The following is a 14,736-nucleotide window of genomic DNA, read 5'->3' on the forward strand; positions in this document are numbered from 1 at the left end:
GGTTGTTTCTTAGCAAAGAAGCGCTAGCTTCTGTATTTCTTTTATCGAAAAAACAGGGTATGTTTTTTCTTGACATACTGGTTGTTTTGTTCAGTTTTCAAGGAGCAAAATCTTCATTGTTGTTTTTAGCGACAACTTTTATATCGTATCACGTTGCCTGTATTATGTCAACAATAATTTCATTCTTTTTTTAGAATGATGGGCCTGAGTGGACTCGAACCACCGACCTCACGCTTATCAGGCGTGCGCTCTAACCAGCTGAGCTACAGGCCCATAGTAATAATGGAGCGGGTGAAGGGAATCGAACCCTCGACATCAGCTTGGAAGGCTGGAGTTTTACCATTAAACTACACCCGCATATAAATTATATAGAAGAACTAGATCGCACTGGTCGGGAAGACAGGATTTGAACCTGCGACCCCATGGTCCCAAACCATGTGCTCTACCAAGCTGAGCTACTTCCCGATATAAAGTGGCGCGCCCGAGAGGAGTCGAACCCCTAACCTTTTGATCCGTAGTCAAACGCTCTATCCAATTGAGCTACGGGCGCAAGAGCAACGTTTATTAGAATAACATATTCAACGTATTATATCAAGCTTTTTTAAATACCAATAACTGGAACTAGTGCGGCCGAGAGGACTTGAACCTCCACGGGATTTAACTCCCACTAGGCCCTCAACCTAGCGCGTCTGCCATTCCGCCACGACCGCATCAAAAACGAAGTTCTATTTTGATAAGGATATGGTGCGGGTGAAGGGAGTCGAACCCCCACATCCGAAGATACTAGATCCTAAGTCTAGCGCGTCTGCCAATTCCGCCACACCCGCAATATATAATGGTGAGCCATGAAGGATTCGAACCTTCGACCCTCTGATTAAAAGTCAGATGCTCTACCGACTGAGCTAATGGCTCATTAAATAATTTATTCTTTAAAATAGAAGATGTTCTTTCTATTATCCTTTGAGTTTGTTAAACATCTCACAAACGCAAAATTGGCTGGGCTACCAGGATTCGAACCTGGGAATCACGGGACCAAAACCCGTTGCCTTACCGCTTGGCTATAGCCCAACAATTTAATGGCGGTCCGGACGGGACTCGAACCCGCGACCTCCTGCGTGACAGGCAGGCATTCTAACCAACTGAACTACCGGACCTTTCTTTTTATTACATTTGTAAGGATAAATGACCCGTACGGGATTCGAACCCGTGTTACCGCCGTGAAAGGGCGGTGTCTTAACCGCTTGACCAACGGGCCATATAAAAATGGCGGAGAAGGAGGGATTTGAACCCTCGCGCCGGTTACCCGACCTACACCCTTAGCAGGGGCGCCTCTTCAGCCACTTGAGTACTTCTCCATATGGCTCCACAGGTAGGATTCGAACCTACGACCGATCGGTTAACAGCCGATTGCTCTACCACTGAGCTACTGTGGAATAATATAATTTTGAAAAGCCTTTTAAGCTTTTGCCTACTGTAGAATAATTTATCAGCGACGAAAAATAGCATACTATATATCAAAAACAATGTCAAGCAGTTTCAAAACTCTTTTTGTAACCTACAGAATGTTTTCGTCGTTGTTTGTAGCATGTCTTTTGTTAAGACTTTATATAATTTAACACGGTAAAATCATTTCGTCAATCTATTTTTCATGTCTGAATAAATAAACTTTATTACGCCCAAGTTCTTACCTATTAGTATATTTACCAAAAAATTAAATCATGTTTGGTCAGCCTCCAAATCAATTTACTTTCTTCAACCTCCCGCTACAAATACCACATCGGTATTTCTTTACATCTACCCTTCTAATTCTCCTGTAAATGTGGCTACATTTTTCACACATATAATGATGCTTCTTCTCCCTTTGATTAGACGGAAGTGGACTACAATGCCTTGGAGATCCGGTTTGTTTTAATAATAATCTAAATTCAGGATCACGGTGCTTATAACCTTTACCTTCTATATGTAAGTGGTAATGACAAAGCTCATGTTTAATAATTCCTATGAATTCACTTTTATCCGATTCCATAAAGTACCTAGGATTAAGCTCTATTGTTCTTTTAGCAGGCAAATATCTCCCCCCTGTTGTCCGAAGCCGATTGTTAAATGTTACTTCGTCTATAAAAGGCTTATTAAAAAACTCCATAGAGATATTATTTACCAATTGATATAGTTCTTTCTCATTTAAAAGCTTCATTTGCGAATACATCCTTTATTACTTTTATGTATTAAAATAACGCAAGTAAACCGTATTACATTTATATATACTAAATATTTATTTAAAATAATTATAATTAAATATTGATTTTTAAATATAATCGTTTATAATTAGGTATATGAGTGAATACCTTATATGAAAATATGAAAGGAGGATTACAAGTAAAATATGAGAAAATCTTTTTTCAACTAGATTAAAGATTCATCTATTATACAAACATCCTCGAAAAGGATTTTACTCAAAGCTATCTATTTAGTAATCTCATAATTACTATGATACTATTTTTAGTGAATTTTATACAGGAGGGACATATTTAATGAGTGAAAAAGAGCAAAGCAAGAAAAAAATGACCACAGCGTTTGGCGCTCCAGTACCAAATGATGATGATGTAAAAACAGCCGGCGCTAGAGGACCTCTATTAATGGAAGACTTCTGGTTCCTTGAAAAACTAGCACACTTCGACCGTGAGGTTATTCCTGAACGTCGTATGCATGCTAAAGGTTCTGGTGCATATGGAACTTTCACCGTAACACACGACATTTCAAAATATACGAAAGCAGCAGTTTTCTCTGAGATCGGTAAGAAAACAGATATGTTCATCCGTTTTTCAACGGTAGCTGGTGAGCGTGGAGCTGCAGATGCTGAGCGCGATATCCGTGGTACAGCTATCAAATTCTACACAGAGGAAGGTAACTGGGATATTGTTGGTAATAACACACCTGTTTTCTTCTTTAGAGATCCAAAGCGTTTCCCTGACTTAAATCACGTCGTAAAACGCGACCCTAAAACCAATATGCATAATGCACAAGCTAACTGGGATTTCTGGAGTTCTCTACCAGAAGCACTTCACCAAGTAACAATCCTTATGAGTGACCGTGGTCTACCTGCTAGCTATAGACAAATGCATATGTTCGGAAGCCATACATATAGCTTAATCAACGCTGACAATGAACGTGTATGGGTTAAATTTCATTTCCGTTCTCACCAAGGTATTCATAATCTTACAGACCAAGAAGCTGAAACAGTAGTTGGTAAAGACCGTGAAAGTCACCAACGAGATTTATACCAAGCAATTGAACGTGGTGACAATCCTAAATGGACGCTTTACATCCAGGTTATGACTGATGAAGAAGCTAAAAACTTACCATACAATCCATTCGATCTAACAAAAGTATGGTATAAAAAAGACTTCCCATTAATTGAAGTTGGAGAAGTAGAATTAAACCGTAATCCTGACAACTACTTTGAAGAGGTTGAGCAAGCAGCATTTGCACCTACTAATATCGTTCCTGGTGTTGGGTTCTCACCTGATAGAATGCTTCAAGGTCGCTTATTCTCTTATGGTGATACACAACGTTATCGTTTAGGTGTAAATCACTGGCAAATTCCAGTTAACTATCCTAAAAACGTTAAAGACTTCAAGCCATATCATAGAGATGGCGCAATGAGAGTTTGCCCATTCTCTGGTGGTCAAGTATCATACAGCCCGAACAAATATGGTGAATGGGAAGATAGCAAAGAGCATCAAGAACCAGCATTACAGCTTGGTGGAGACGCGGATTACTACGACTTCCGCGCAGATGATGATAACTACTATGAACAACCAGGTAAATTATTCCGTTTATTGAGTGCTGAGGAGCAACAAAGATTGTTCGAAAACACAGCACGTGCAATGGATGGCACTACAAAGGATATTCAATTAAGACATATTAACAATTGCTATAAAGCAGATCCTGCATATGGCGAAGGTGTTGCGAATGCACTTGGCATTCCAATGAATGAAGTTGAAGCCGCTAGTGATGTAGAATAATAATCAATAAAAGGGTACTGCCTATAACGCAGTACCCTTTACTTTAGTTTTCCTTTATCATAGACAGAGCTACTCGACCTTTATTAACATCAATTCCTTCTACCCAAACGGTTACAACATCACCAACAGATGCAATATCCATCGGATGTTTCACAAATGTGTTCGACATTTTTGAAATATGAACTAACCCATCCTGCTTAACTCCAATATCAACAAACACCCCAAAATCAACTACATTTCGAACTGTTCCCTGTAATTCCATACCAGGCTTTAAATCCTCTAGGGATAACACATTTTTCTTCAATAATGGCTGTGGAAATTCATCACGAGGATCCCGTCCTGGTTTACTTAATGCCTCAATAATATCCACTAGGGTTGGTTCCCCAACATCTAACTTTACCGCGGTTTCTTTTTTATCAAGTAATTGAAGCTTCTCCTTTAGTAATTCAGAACCAATATCCTCTATCTTACAATCAAGCATTGCCAATAGTTTTTCAGTATGAGCATAGCTTTCTGGATGGATTGGTGTCCGATCAAGTGGGTTTTCACCATCAATGATTCTTAAGAAGCCTATTGCCTGCTCATATGTTTTCGCACCTAATCTTGGAATTTTCTTTAACTGTTTTCGATTACTAAACTTTCCATTTTCATTTCGAAGCTTAACAATATTGGCTGCAACGGTTTTGCTAAGCCCAGAGACGTATTGAAGTAATGATGCAGATGCTGTGTTTACATTTACCCCCACTTGGTTAACTGCAGTCTCAACAACAAATGTTAAGGACTCATTCAAAGCCTTCTGGCCCACATCATGTTGGTACTGTCCAACACCAATCGATTTCGGATCAATTTTAACTAACTCCGCTAATGGGTCTTGTACCCGTCTTGCAATCGATGCCGCACTTCTTTCTTCCACTTGTAAATCAGGGAATTCTTCTCTCGCTAGCTCTGAGGCGGAGTAAACACTTGCTCCCGCTTCATTGACAATAATATAAGGAATATCAAGGTTTTGCTTGGTAATAACATCTGAAATAAATTGTTCAGTTTCTCTAGATGCTGTTCCATTTCCAATCGCAATTAACTCGATGGAATACTGTTTAATAAACGATAATACTATTTTTTCGGCTCCAACAATATCATTTTTCGGGGCAGTTGGATACATGACCCCTACATGATGCAATTTACCTGTCTCATCGATTACCGCAAGTTTACACCCAGTACGAAATGCAGGATCGACACCTAATACTGTTCGCCCTTTTAACGGAGGTTGTAATAATAAGTTCTTAAGATTTGTTGCAAATACGGAAATCGCTTGCTCTTCCGCTTTCTCCGATAAACCTCCACGAATCTCACGCTCTATGGAAGGCTGTATTAAGCGTTTATAGCTGTCCTCAATAGCAGCCTTTATAATCATTCGAATGGCTTCACTTGTACTTGACTTCATAATCTTTCGTTCTAAGTACGAGATTATCGCCTCATTTGGAGGATTAATAGAAACCTTTAATATGTCTTCCTTCTCCCCACGGTTAAGCGCAAGTATTCTGTGTGAAACGATAGATCGCACCGCTTCACTATACTCATAGTACATCTCATAAATGCTTTTTTCATCCTTCTCCTGATTCTTGACGTCTGATTGAATTAAACCTCGCTTAAAGGTTTCCTTACGAATATACTCTCGGTATTCCGGCTCATCCGAAATCCATTCAGCTAGAATATCATTTACGCCTGCCAATACATCATCAATCGTATGTAAATCATGTTCTTCCGATAAGTACTTTTCAGCTTCAGCCTGAATATCAATTGATTGTTGTTTCCATACAACTTCAGCTAATGGCTCTAATCCTTTTTCCTTCGCAACTGTAGCTTTTGTTCTACGTTTTTGCTTATATGGTCTATATAAATCCTCTACTCGTTGAAGCTGTGTTGCTTTTTTGATTTCCGATTCTAATTCCGGCGTAAGTTTACCTTGTTCATCAATGAGACGAATAACCTCTTCTTTTCGTTCAGCTAAATTAAATGCATATTGCCATTTATCTTGTATCGACTTAATCTGAACTTCATCAAGTCCACCCGTTACTTCTTTACGATATCTCGCAATAAATGGTACGGTATTACCTTCTTTCAACAAAGCGATGACTTTATTTACCGTTATTGAATTTACATTTGTTTCTTTTGAAACCCATTGGGATAACTCTTTTTCCAATTCAGTTGACACGTTACTTCCTCCTTTTACACCATTATTATTTTATCAAAAAAATCCTATAAATCCCACAACCGTCCCTACCAAAACAAAAAAGACTGGCAGATTTGGCCAGTCTTATGCTCTATTATAGTGTATTGCAATTAATGTCGTATCATCTTTTCTAGGACCATCATTCTTTAAAGCAAAGCACTTGGTGATTCTTTCAACATCCTTATCGTAAAAATAATTTTGTGATAAATCTTGATTCGTAACACCATCTGTATACATAATGAAGTTCATTTCTTCCTCTAAAGGTTCTCGAATAACCTTTAGATTATTGTTACATCCCGATAAGTATCCTACAATTGGAATATACTTTCGCTTCTTGTCACCAGAGACCGACATGACACCAATATTCCCTATTAAAGATATCGTATACGCATGTGCCACGTAATCCATTTTAAAAATTGCTAGGACAGCACCACGCTTGCCGATTAATTGCTTATTGCATTTCACGATAAGCTCTTCCGGCTTTAGCGTGAAATTTTCTTCTATTATATCAATAACAATCTTAGAGGATTCCTTGGCATATTGCCCACTTCCAAGGCCATCAGCAAGGGCACAAATAAATCCCTCATCTGTTTCTTGATAATAATAACTATCCCCACATTCTACATTGCCGTTCTTCGCTTCTTGAAAAACCGATACTTTTACCCTATTCATTTCTATTTATAATACCTCCGCACTATCTGAATTGATTGCATCACGGAGTTTTTTTAACGACCTACGTTGTAATCTTGAAACGTGCATTTGTGAAATTCCTAGTAATTCACCCGTTTCCTTTTGGCTCATACCTTCAAAATATGTGCATCGAATAATTTGTTGTTCTCGATCCGTTAAAATTGGAAGTATTTTTTCTAATAACATCCTCTGATCAATTTCTGTGTATCCTGCATCATTTGTTCCTATCATGTCCAATATGGCAACTGTACTTCCATCTGAGGTACCTTCAATGGTTCTATCAACTGACAATGCTTGATAGCTTTTGTTCATTTCCATTGTTTCAAGTATTTCTTCCTCAGACACTCCGATATAATTAGCTATTTCTTGAATGGTTGGTGATTTTTGATTGTTAGTGGTGAGTTCATCAACGGCTTTTTTAATTTTTGGACCTAATTCTTTAATCCTTCTAGGGACGTGTACACTCCATGTCTTATCACGAATAAACCGTTTAATTTCTCCAACAATGGTTGGTATCGCAAAAGACTCAAAAGTCTTTCCAAACGAGGCATCAAAACGCTTAATTGCTGCAAGTAAACCTATCATTCCAACTTGCACAAGGTCTTCATGTATCATACTATTTTTCGAATATTTTCTAGCAATAGATTCAACAAGGTCTTGATATATATCAATTACATTTTGCTGAATCGTTTCATCGGTAGGATGCTGTTGAAGGTGGTCAATCCACTCGTATACCTTATCCCGCCCTTTATTGTCTGGTTGAGACGTGGCCGTCATTAAACCCCACCTCAATCTCATCCAGGTACTTGGTCATTAATACAATGACACCTGAGTTATTATTAATTTCAACCTTATCCATTAATGCAGTAATTAGAAATAAACCAAAACCCCCTTCTCGAAGGTTTTCAACAGACTCAGTACTTTCGTACGGACCAATTTCTGCCTTAACTTCATTTAGGTCGAAGCTGCCACCATGATCAGCCACCATTAACTCTAATCGGTTTTCATATACTCCGAATCCAATCGTAACTTCTCCATCATCCTCTTCACGATAAGCATGTGCAACTACATTTGTCACCGCCTCTGACATAGCAACTTTTAGATCTTCAATATCTTCATACGTAAAACCCATTCGATTTGCTATACCAGAAATTGTTAAACGAATAACCCCAACATATTCTGCTTTTGCCGGAAACCTCATTTCAATAAAATCAAACGATTCCATTACTCATTAACACCTCGAATCGTAGCATTAATATCCATTATTTCTTGTAATCCTGTAATTTGGAACAGACGAAGCACCCTATCCTGAAGGTTTATTAGCTTTAACTTGCTTCCATTTTCCTTGGAAGACTTTAATGCATTAACAAATACACCTAGGCCAGTACTGTCCATATACTTAACTTGCTCCAAATTAACTTCTATGGTGTTGCCTTGCTTGCTCGTCAGTGGGATTAGTGCATCCTTTAATTTTGGTGCTGTATAAACATCAATCTCTCCGGACAAATGAACATGTGATTTGTCATTTCCTTCTTCGATGTGAATTTGTAGATTCATAATATTCCCCCTATACACAACTTGACATTGTTGTACCATCAGCATGCTGCGTATACTTCAGTACCCTATTACCAAACACCTTAAACAATTTTTTTCAAAATAACTAAGGTAAAATCATCCCTTAATTGAAAATTTTGTAAACGTTCAAAATGTCTATATACTTGGTTCACTGCTTCCTGTGCTGGTAAATGGATATAGTGCTTTATGACTTCTAACACTTCTTCACGTTCAATGAACTGCTCTTCCCTACGACATTCCGTAACACCATCTGTTAACAGGATTATTGAATCGTCTTTTTCCAGCTTTAACTCATATTGCATATAAGTAGTATCAGGATTCACGCCTAACACTAGCCCCTTAGCTTCAAGCTCTTCAAAATTATTCGAATGACTATTATAATAAAAGCCCGGCTCATGTCCTGCCGATGAATAATATAGCTTTCCTGTGTTCGGCTTATACTGCGCATAGAACATCGTAATAAACATACTTGGATCAACATTACGTTCTACAACACGATTTAAACTAGCCAGAATTGTATCCGTTGACATCAAGTTCTCCGGAAAACTATCCATCGCATATTTAATCATGGACATAGATAACGCCGCAGGAATCCCTTTTCCAATAATATCTGCAATAGCAATACCAATAGAGCCATCCTTTCCTTTTACAAAATGATGGTAATCCCCATTCATTTGGTTTGCAGGAACACTAATGACTCCAATATCTAACGCTTCCGTTTTTGGTATGTCTGATTGAAGCAGCATTTGTTGCATTCTTGCTGCTACAAGAATTTCTGATTTGATTTCTAGCTGCTTTTCTCTAAGCTGCTGATATTCCTGATGGGCTAGGCCATACATAATCATTGCCTCTAGCAAGAATTTCATGGATGCTTGAATATCATCCTTAAGATCAGGATATATTTCAAGCAGTGCCTGTATATGTAAGTTCACTATTTCTTCGGGTAAGATATTATTCTTTATAAAAGATTTCGCAATCTGTTCCGCATCATAAAGCGTTTTCTCATCTTGTGTTTCAACATAAGCTTTTACTAAATCAATATAGTCTTGAGCGTTTAAGCTTTTCGTATCCATCATGGCCTCTCCTATTCTATAAAAAGGAACTTAAGAAGTATTAATGATAAGTAGGACGACAGATTACTACTTTAAAATAGGTTACCGAACCCATTTAATGGTGTTAATAATCGTACCTTTTCCAATTTCAGATATGATATCAAATTCATCCATCAGTCTTCGAACACCTGGCAGACCTGCACCAAGACCACCCGAAGTTGAGAATCCATCCTCCATTACCTGACTTAAATCCTCAATTCCCGGCCCTGAATCTTCTGCAACAACTTTAATTCCTTTTTGTTCTAAAGACTCGATAACTTCAAATTTAATTTGTCCCTTACTAGCATATAAATAAATGTTACGGGCAAGTTCAGATATTGCAGTGGTTATGCGGGCTTGGTCCACTGTACCAAATCCAATTTTTTTTGCAAGCTCACGCCCCATTTGACGTGCTGCCACGATATCCCATTCCTTATGAATGGAAGTTACAAAGCATTGGGAATTCATGGATTTATTCCCCCAATTCCTGATGGAGTTTAAATAAACCTTGTTCAAGGTCCAAAGCAGTTGAAACATTTTTTAAATGAATACCTAATTCAATTAACGTCATGGCAACTGCTGGCTGAATACCCGTTAAGACTACTTTCGCCCCCATTAAATCTGACATCGCAACTACATCCCCTAACACCTTCGCAATAAAGGAGTCAATTACTTCAACAGATGTTAAATCAATCACAACTCCCAAGGCTTCTGTTTTATGTATTTCTTTCAATAAATCCTCTTGGAATTGAATGGCAGTCTGATCATCTAACTCTGTTTGTATTGAAATTAATAAGTAATTATGTAGTTTCAATATTGGTATTCTCATAACTTCCTTCACTTCCTTTACTAGTCCCTAATAACTCTTCGACACTTTCTAGTTTTTTATCAAGCTCAACGATTGACTTATTCGTTATTTCTAGAGCTAGTAGAAAACCTTTTTTGAGTGAGCTTTTCGTTGGTAGCTTCGAGAAATCAATTCCCAAATTAACAATCGTTTGAGCAATTTCTGGTCGTATGCCTACAAGTATACATTTCGCTCCTAACAACCTTACCGCTTCGGTCGCTTGAAATAAATGATGTGCAACCATTGTATCTACTACCGGAACACCTGTTATGTCAATCAGGACTACTTCTGAATTATGACGCATCACGCCTTCTAAAAGGTTTTCCATAATGAATTTCGCACGTTCTGTATCAATCGTACCTACTAGTGGCATGATTGTAATATTATCCATAACTGGAATTAAAGGTGCAGATAATTCTTGTAACGCTATTCGCTGTAGGGAAACGACATGCTCCCAACTAACCGAATATTCATTAACAAGCTGTCTAATAATTGGTTCAACCCATGAGTCAACGCTATTTAAGACCTCTGAAATATATTCTGCATCTACTTTTTCTAATTTACTAAGTATTGTATTAATTGTCACGCTTCTAAACACCTGAAGCCCGTCTGTAATATAACTCAACGGCCATCCGAGATGAATAATTTTCCCGGAAAACTCCTCAATAATCTTGGTAGATCCATTTTCTTTAATACTATTAAAAATAACCCCAACAAATTCGCGATTATTACTGTCAAACAATTCCTCTGATATGTCAGCAGTGTAGTTAACTTCTTTTAATGAACCTATTTGCTTCAACCACTCCTGGACAATTTGATCACTATTTTCAATCGCAATATCTCGTAGGTTTCTTTTCATCCCCCGCACTCCCCCCGATAACGAAAACATTATAAATATTGTCACATGATACCGTTTTTAATGCAACTATATACACGACAAAGTTTAGATAATACAAACTTAATTATAATCAAAAAATTTTCAGATAACTACCAATACACATAAAAAAACTCATAGTATTTTTTATAATAAACTATGAGTTCTTATTAACCATACATATCTTTAAGTCCTAGACTTATTTCCAGTGCATGATTTATCTTTTGCATCATTTCGTTGTCTAGCTTCGTAATTTTATCTGTTAGGCGCTGTTTATCCAATGTACGGATCTGCTCCAAAAGAATAACAGAATCTCGGTCAAATCCATATCGTTTTGCGTCAATCTCTACATGAGTAGGCAATTTTGCCTTTTGGATTTGAGCTGTAATTGCAGCAACAATAACGGTTGGGCTGAATCGATTCCCAATATCATTTTGGAGGATTAATACAGGACGAACGCCCCCTTGTTCCGATCCAACTACAGGGGATAAGTCAGCGAAATACACTTCGCCTCTTTGAACAATCAAATTCTACACCCCGATCACAGAGCGCTCTAGGGTAACTTCAGCCTCCTCTTCAGCTTGAAAAGCTTCCGAAGCAATAGAGAGATTTATTCTTGCCATTTCTTGATAGCCTTTTTGCATGGATTTATAGAAGTTTTGAACATATTCTTCTTTTTTTGACTCTAAATAGGTTCGAGTTGCCTGACAAATGAAATCACTAAGATCTCTATTTTCTTTTTTCACTAATCCATCCACCTCATTTAGTAGGTTTTTTGGTAGCCGTACCATAATTTCTTGTAAGCTCTCTGACAAAACCAAGCACCTCCGCCAACTGTTGAACGACCGTTATATATATCCATTTAATCAAACTTAATAATATCATTGTATAGACGTAATTGCAAAGGCTTATCAGCACTTTCAAGAAAAAAAGTAGGTATTTTGACTAGGCCGCTTGAAATTCTTGTTAACATTACCATTATCAGGTAGGTTAATCGATGTAAACCCTAGGTACTCGTTCATTAATCATACATGGAATCTCGTAATTAATCGTATCGAGGTGACTCGCAATCTCATCCATTTCAATACGCTCACTTTCTTGCTCACCGATTAATGTAACCTTCGTTCCAATATCATATGATTGGTCTAACCGTATCATTGTTTGATCCATACATATTCGCCCAACGATAGGCATTCTCCTGCCATTAACTAGCACACTAGCTCCCTGTAGCTTGCGATTCCAGCCATCACCATAACCAATTGGTATGGTACCAATCCACTCATCCTCTTTTGCGACATAGGTTTTCCCATAGCTAACTGATTCACCTTTTGCTATTCTTTTCACATGAACCAATCTGCTATGTAATGAAAAGGCTGCTTTTAGCGTAATATTGTCTTCTTGTTTAACATCTATTGAAGGATACAACCCATACATGGATATGCCAAAACGAATATAATTATGCATTTTTTCTGGGAAACGTATAGAAGCTGCACTATTTCCTACATGAACGCTTACGGAATCTGACCAATTTTCATGAAAAACTGCTAATATCTCTTCGAATCTTTTTGTCTGTTCATGATAAAAATCCAATTCCTTTGCATCTGCTGTCGCAAAATGTGTAAAGATACCAGATAATTGAATATGTTGATTCTTACGTAACACCTGCAATAGATTGATTAACTCTTCCCGCGAACGAATTCCTATTCTTCCCATACCAGTATCTACTTTTAGATGAATAGTTAATGGTGGCTCATAGGAGAGACTCGCTATTTCTTCAATCCATTCTTTTTGGAACACCGTTAAGGTGATATTATTGGATGCTGCTACTGATGCATATCGAGGTGGAACCCATCCTAAAACTAATATTGGCACGTCAATGGATGCCTTTCTTAACAGCATCGCCTCTTCTAAAATAGCAACAGCTAATGCAGTAGCACCAGATTGGAGTGCTTTTTTAGCAATTGGAATAATCCCATGGCCATATGCATCCGCCTTAACAACTGCAATAATTTTACTATCTTGCGGTAGTTTTTCCTTTATTTGCTTGATATTATACTCAATTGCGTTAAGATTTATTTCTGCCCAGGTTTCACGATACATATTTTCTACCACAAAAGATAGCTCCTTTCTTAATTAAACATTGTATCTATTATACTATATAAAAAAATAAAAGCAGACCCCTATCTCCGAGCCTGCCCCCACATATTCAACTACCATCCAGTGGGGATGGAGAAATGCAGACTAAGCATTATCGCTGCATTTCTCTCACCTAAGACTAACCCACACTAAATGAAGCTTCACATTATTTCACTTCTTGTCCCTGGACGGATTGTGCTACTTCTAATAATTCTTCTTTTGTTAACTGATCACTTGCTAAGTAGAAGTTCATTCCATTGTAATCCCATTCCACCGCATTCTCAGATAAAGCTCCTAAGGCAAAGCCTAAATTAACGATGTCCCCTTCCACTTCTACAGGAGAAGTAAGGGTCTCAACGACATTTCTTTTCTCTTGCACTAATGTAAAGCTTTTTTCACCAGTGTAAGTTGAGATGACACGTTTACCATCTTCCAGTTCTACCTCTACGCGGTCTTCTAATTCCGCTCCAGCTGTTTGGACAGGGACCATAACACTTAGCTCTTCTGGCATTCCATCACCTGATGTTGGAAGGTCCTCTGGCATTGCACTTGCCATATTTTGTTCAATTTCAAAGTCTTTATCACTAAAGCTAGGATCTAATTCAAAACTTGTAAATTTCACTTCCACAATAGCATTACCATCCGTATCTAATACTTTCACTAAAGTTGGTGTGTAGCTCTCTTTGTCAAAATAGATTTGCTGATACGGTAAGTTGTTATTACTCTGGTAGTTTGTCTTTGTCTTAAAAATGTAGTGTTTTTCATCTGCTGTGAATTCTGCTTCCTTATCATTGACGATATCCTCAATAAGTGATTGATATAAATATGGCTGGCTACTGTTCTCTGGCCACTCAGATTGAAATTTGAAGCTCTTTTTCAGTTCTGGTGTTAAGACAAAAACGCCATCCTTGTTTTTTAAGATGATTTGTCCGCTTTTATCTTCTTGATTATTGGAAAGCGCTACTCGGTAAAAATCTTCTTTCTTATGCCACACATCAATCTTATAAGTTTGTGCTTCTTGCCCAGTATTCATTTTCATTTCTACATTGGCTTTGTATCCAGATAAGCTTTCCATATTCTCACCTAGTTTTTTTACAACATCCTCTTGTGACTTTTCTCCACATGCAGCAAGAATTAGTACTAAGCCGAATACAAAAATCATCCATATACTTGATTTTTTTGTCATGGACATATCTCCCTTGTCAAAAATTCCAAACCTAAACGTAGTAGGTTTTACGATTTATACAAAGGGAACATATTCACCTTCC

General features: G+C 37.7%; 16 protein-coding genes and 12 tRNA genes. 2 read left to right on the forward strand and 26 right to left on the reverse strand.

Annotated features, from left to right (window positions below; translation table 11 throughout):
• The coding region (locus tag ABC228_RS18660) for a hypothetical protein (protein ID WP_345826694.1) at positions 1 to 194 on the forward strand (194 nt) is incomplete at its 5' end.
• Positions 195 to 199: 5 nt separating this feature from the next.
• Here ABC228_RS18660 and ABC228_RS18665 read toward each other — a convergent pair.
• From ABC228_RS18665 to ABC228_RS18725, 13 genes are all read right to left on the reverse strand, one after another.
• Positions 200 to 273 (reverse strand) — tRNA-Ile (locus ABC228_RS18665).
• 10 nt (positions 274 to 283) lie between these two features.
• A tRNA-Gly gene (locus ABC228_RS18670) sits at positions 284 to 357 on the reverse strand.
• Positions 358 to 388: 31 nt separating this feature from the next.
• Positions 389 to 465 (reverse strand) — tRNA-Pro (locus tag ABC228_RS18675).
• An 8-nt stretch (positions 466 to 473) separates the two neighbouring features.
• Positions 474 to 550: transfer RNA gene (locus ABC228_RS18680), tRNA-Arg, on the reverse strand.
• Between the two features lie 75 nt (positions 551 to 625).
• Positions 626 to 710, reverse strand: a tRNA-Leu gene (locus ABC228_RS18685).
• A gap of 32 nt (positions 711 to 742) precedes the next feature.
• A tRNA-Leu gene (locus ABC228_RS18690) sits at positions 743 to 827 on the reverse strand.
• Positions 828 to 836: 9 nt separating this feature from the next.
• Positions 837 to 912: transfer RNA gene (locus tag ABC228_RS18695), tRNA-Lys, on the reverse strand.
• An 81-nt stretch (positions 913 to 993) separates the two neighbouring features.
• Positions 994 to 1,068: transfer RNA gene (locus ABC228_RS18700), tRNA-Gln, on the reverse strand.
• Positions 1,069 to 1,077: 9 nt separating this feature from the next.
• Positions 1,078 to 1,154, reverse strand: a tRNA-Asp gene (locus tag ABC228_RS18705).
• Between the two features lie 29 nt (positions 1,155 to 1,183).
• Positions 1,184 to 1,255: transfer RNA gene (locus tag ABC228_RS18710), tRNA-Glu, on the reverse strand.
• 9 nt (positions 1,256 to 1,264) lie between these two features.
• Positions 1,265 to 1,355: transfer RNA gene (locus ABC228_RS18715), tRNA-Ser, on the reverse strand.
• A 3-nt stretch (positions 1,356 to 1,358) separates the two neighbouring features.
• Positions 1,359 to 1,433: transfer RNA gene (locus tag ABC228_RS18720), tRNA-Asn, on the reverse strand.
• A 305-nt stretch (positions 1,434 to 1,738) separates the two neighbouring features.
• The gene (locus ABC228_RS18725) at positions 1,739 to 2,194 is read right to left on the reverse strand and encodes a SprT family protein (protein ID WP_345826695.1); all 456 of its coding nucleotides are present in this window, start codon (positions 2,192 to 2,194) and stop codon (positions 1,739 to 1,741) included.
• Positions 2,195 to 2,531: 337 nt separating this feature from the next.
• Between ABC228_RS18725 and ABC228_RS18730 the strand changes: the two genes are divergently transcribed.
• A complete protein-coding gene (locus ABC228_RS18730) occupies positions 2,532 to 4,025 on the forward strand; it encodes a catalase (RefSeq protein ID WP_345826696.1) in 1,494 nt (497 codons plus the stop codon).
• Between the two features lie 43 nt (positions 4,026 to 4,068).
• Here ABC228_RS18730 and ABC228_RS18735 read toward each other — a convergent pair whose 3' ends face one another.
• From ABC228_RS18735 to ABC228_RS18795, 13 genes are all read right to left on the reverse strand, one after another.
• Entirely contained in the window at positions 4,069 to 6,237 is a 2,169-nt protein-coding gene (locus ABC228_RS18735; protein WP_345826697.1) for a Tex family protein, read from the reverse strand.
• Between the two features lie 102 nt (positions 6,238 to 6,339).
• Positions 6,340 to 6,927, reverse strand: a complete 588-nt coding sequence (locus ABC228_RS18740; RefSeq protein ID WP_345826698.1) for a PP2C family serine/threonine-protein phosphatase — start codon at positions 6,925 to 6,927, stop codon at positions 6,340 to 6,342.
• A 6-nt stretch (positions 6,928 to 6,933) separates the two neighbouring features.
• Positions 6,934 to 7,722 (reverse strand): RNA polymerase sigma factor SigB, encoded by a 789-nt coding sequence (gene sigB, locus ABC228_RS18745; protein WP_345826699.1) that lies wholly within the window; start codon positions 7,720 to 7,722, stop codon positions 6,934 to 6,936.
• A complete protein-coding gene (gene rsbW, locus ABC228_RS18750) occupies positions 7,694 to 8,170 on the reverse strand; it encodes an anti-sigma B factor RsbW (RefSeq protein ID WP_345826700.1) in 477 nt (158 codons plus the stop codon). The genes sigB and rsbW overlap by 29 nt, the downstream gene beginning before the upstream one ends.
• Positions 8,170 to 8,502, reverse strand: a complete 333-nt coding sequence (locus ABC228_RS18755; protein ID WP_345826701.1) for an anti-sigma factor antagonist — start codon at positions 8,500 to 8,502, stop codon at positions 8,170 to 8,172. Before ABC228_RS18755 ends, rsbW begins: the two co-directional genes overlap by 1 nt.
• 80 nt (positions 8,503 to 8,582) lie before the next feature.
• A complete protein-coding gene (locus ABC228_RS18760) occupies positions 8,583 to 9,593 on the reverse strand; it encodes a PP2C family protein-serine/threonine phosphatase (protein ID WP_345826702.1) in 1,011 nt (336 codons plus the stop codon).
• An 81-nt stretch (positions 9,594 to 9,674) separates the two neighbouring features.
• The gene (locus ABC228_RS18765) at positions 9,675 to 10,079 is read right to left on the reverse strand and encodes an anti-sigma regulatory factor (RefSeq protein WP_345826703.1); all 405 of its coding nucleotides are present in this window, start codon (positions 10,077 to 10,079) and stop codon (positions 9,675 to 9,677) included.
• A gap of 4 nt (positions 10,080 to 10,083) precedes the next feature.
• Positions 10,084 to 10,440: an STAS domain-containing protein gene (locus tag ABC228_RS18770; protein ID WP_345826704.1), complete on the reverse strand. Its 357-nt coding sequence runs from the start codon at positions 10,438 to 10,440 to the stop codon at positions 10,084 to 10,086.
• Positions 10,412 to 11,317, reverse strand: a complete 906-nt coding sequence (locus ABC228_RS18775) for an RsbT co-antagonist protein RsbRA (RefSeq protein ID WP_345826705.1) — start codon at positions 11,315 to 11,317, stop codon at positions 10,412 to 10,414. The genes ABC228_RS18770 and ABC228_RS18775 overlap by 29 nt, the downstream gene beginning before the upstream one ends.
• A gap of 185 nt (positions 11,318 to 11,502) precedes the next feature.
• Positions 11,503 to 11,859, reverse strand: coding sequence for a type II toxin-antitoxin system PemK/MazF family toxin (locus ABC228_RS18780; RefSeq protein ID WP_345826706.1), 357 nt, complete (start codon positions 11,857 to 11,859; stop codon positions 11,503 to 11,505).
• Between the two features lie 3 nt (positions 11,860 to 11,862).
• Positions 11,863 to 12,147: a CopG family ribbon-helix-helix protein gene (locus ABC228_RS18785; RefSeq protein WP_345826707.1), complete on the reverse strand. Its 285-nt coding sequence runs from the start codon at positions 12,145 to 12,147 to the stop codon at positions 11,863 to 11,865.
• Positions 12,148 to 12,322: 175 nt separating this feature from the next.
• Entirely contained in the window at positions 12,323 to 13,444 is a 1,122-nt protein-coding gene (alr, locus tag ABC228_RS18790) for an alanine racemase (protein ID WP_345826708.1), read from the reverse strand.
• 190 nt (positions 13,445 to 13,634) lie between these two features.
• Positions 13,635 to 14,654 (reverse strand): LolA family protein, encoded by a 1,020-nt coding sequence (locus ABC228_RS18795; RefSeq protein WP_345826709.1) that lies wholly within the window; start codon positions 14,652 to 14,654, stop codon positions 13,635 to 13,637.
• Between the last annotated feature and the right edge of the window lie 82 nt (positions 14,655 to 14,736).

The organism is Ornithinibacillus xuwenensis (assembly GCF_039614845.1).
Taxonomy (GTDB): Bacteria; Bacillota; Bacilli; order Bacillales; family Amphibacillaceae; genus Ornithinibacillus; species Ornithinibacillus xuwenensis.

Excerpts from the sequence above, each read along its gene's own strand:
- ABC228_RS18725 (WP_345826695.1), bottom strand. The coding sequence starts at position 2,194 with ATGAAGCTTTTAAATGAGAAAGAACTATATCAATTGGTAAATAATATC.
- ABC228_RS18730 (WP_345826696.1), top strand. The coding sequence starts at position 2,532 with ATGAGTGAAAAAGAGCAAAGCAAGAAAAAAATGACCACAGCGTTTGGC.
- ABC228_RS18740 (WP_345826698.1), bottom strand. The coding sequence starts at position 6,927 with ATGAATAGGGTAAAAGTATCGGTTTTTCAAGAAGCGAAGAACGGCAAT.
- sigB (WP_345826699.1), bottom strand. The coding sequence starts at position 7,722 with ATGACGGCCACGTCTCAACCAGACAATAAAGGGCGGGATAAGGTATAC.
- rsbW (WP_345826700.1), bottom strand. The coding sequence starts at position 8,170 with ATGGAATCGTTTGATTTTATTGAAATGAGGTTTCCGGCAAAAGCAGAA.
- ABC228_RS18755 (WP_345826701.1), bottom strand. The coding sequence starts at position 8,502 with ATGAATCTACAAATTCACATCGAAGAAGGAAATGACAAATCACATGTT.
- ABC228_RS18760 (WP_345826702.1), bottom strand. The coding sequence starts at position 9,593 with ATGGATACGAAAAGCTTAAACGCTCAAGACTATATTGATTTAGTAAAA.
- ABC228_RS18765 (WP_345826703.1), bottom strand. The coding sequence starts at position 10,079 with ATGAATTCCCAATGCTTTGTAACTTCCATTCATAAGGAATGGGATATC.
- ABC228_RS18770 (WP_345826704.1), bottom strand. The coding sequence starts at position 10,440 with ATGAGAATACCAATATTGAAACTACATAATTACTTATTAATTTCAATA.
- ABC228_RS18775 (WP_345826705.1), bottom strand. The coding sequence starts at position 11,317 with ATGAAAAGAAACCTACGAGATATTGCGATTGAAAATAGTGATCAAATT.
- ABC228_RS18795 (WP_345826709.1), bottom strand. The coding sequence starts at position 14,654 with ATGACAAAAAAATCAAGTATATGGATGATTTTTGTATTCGGCTTAGTA.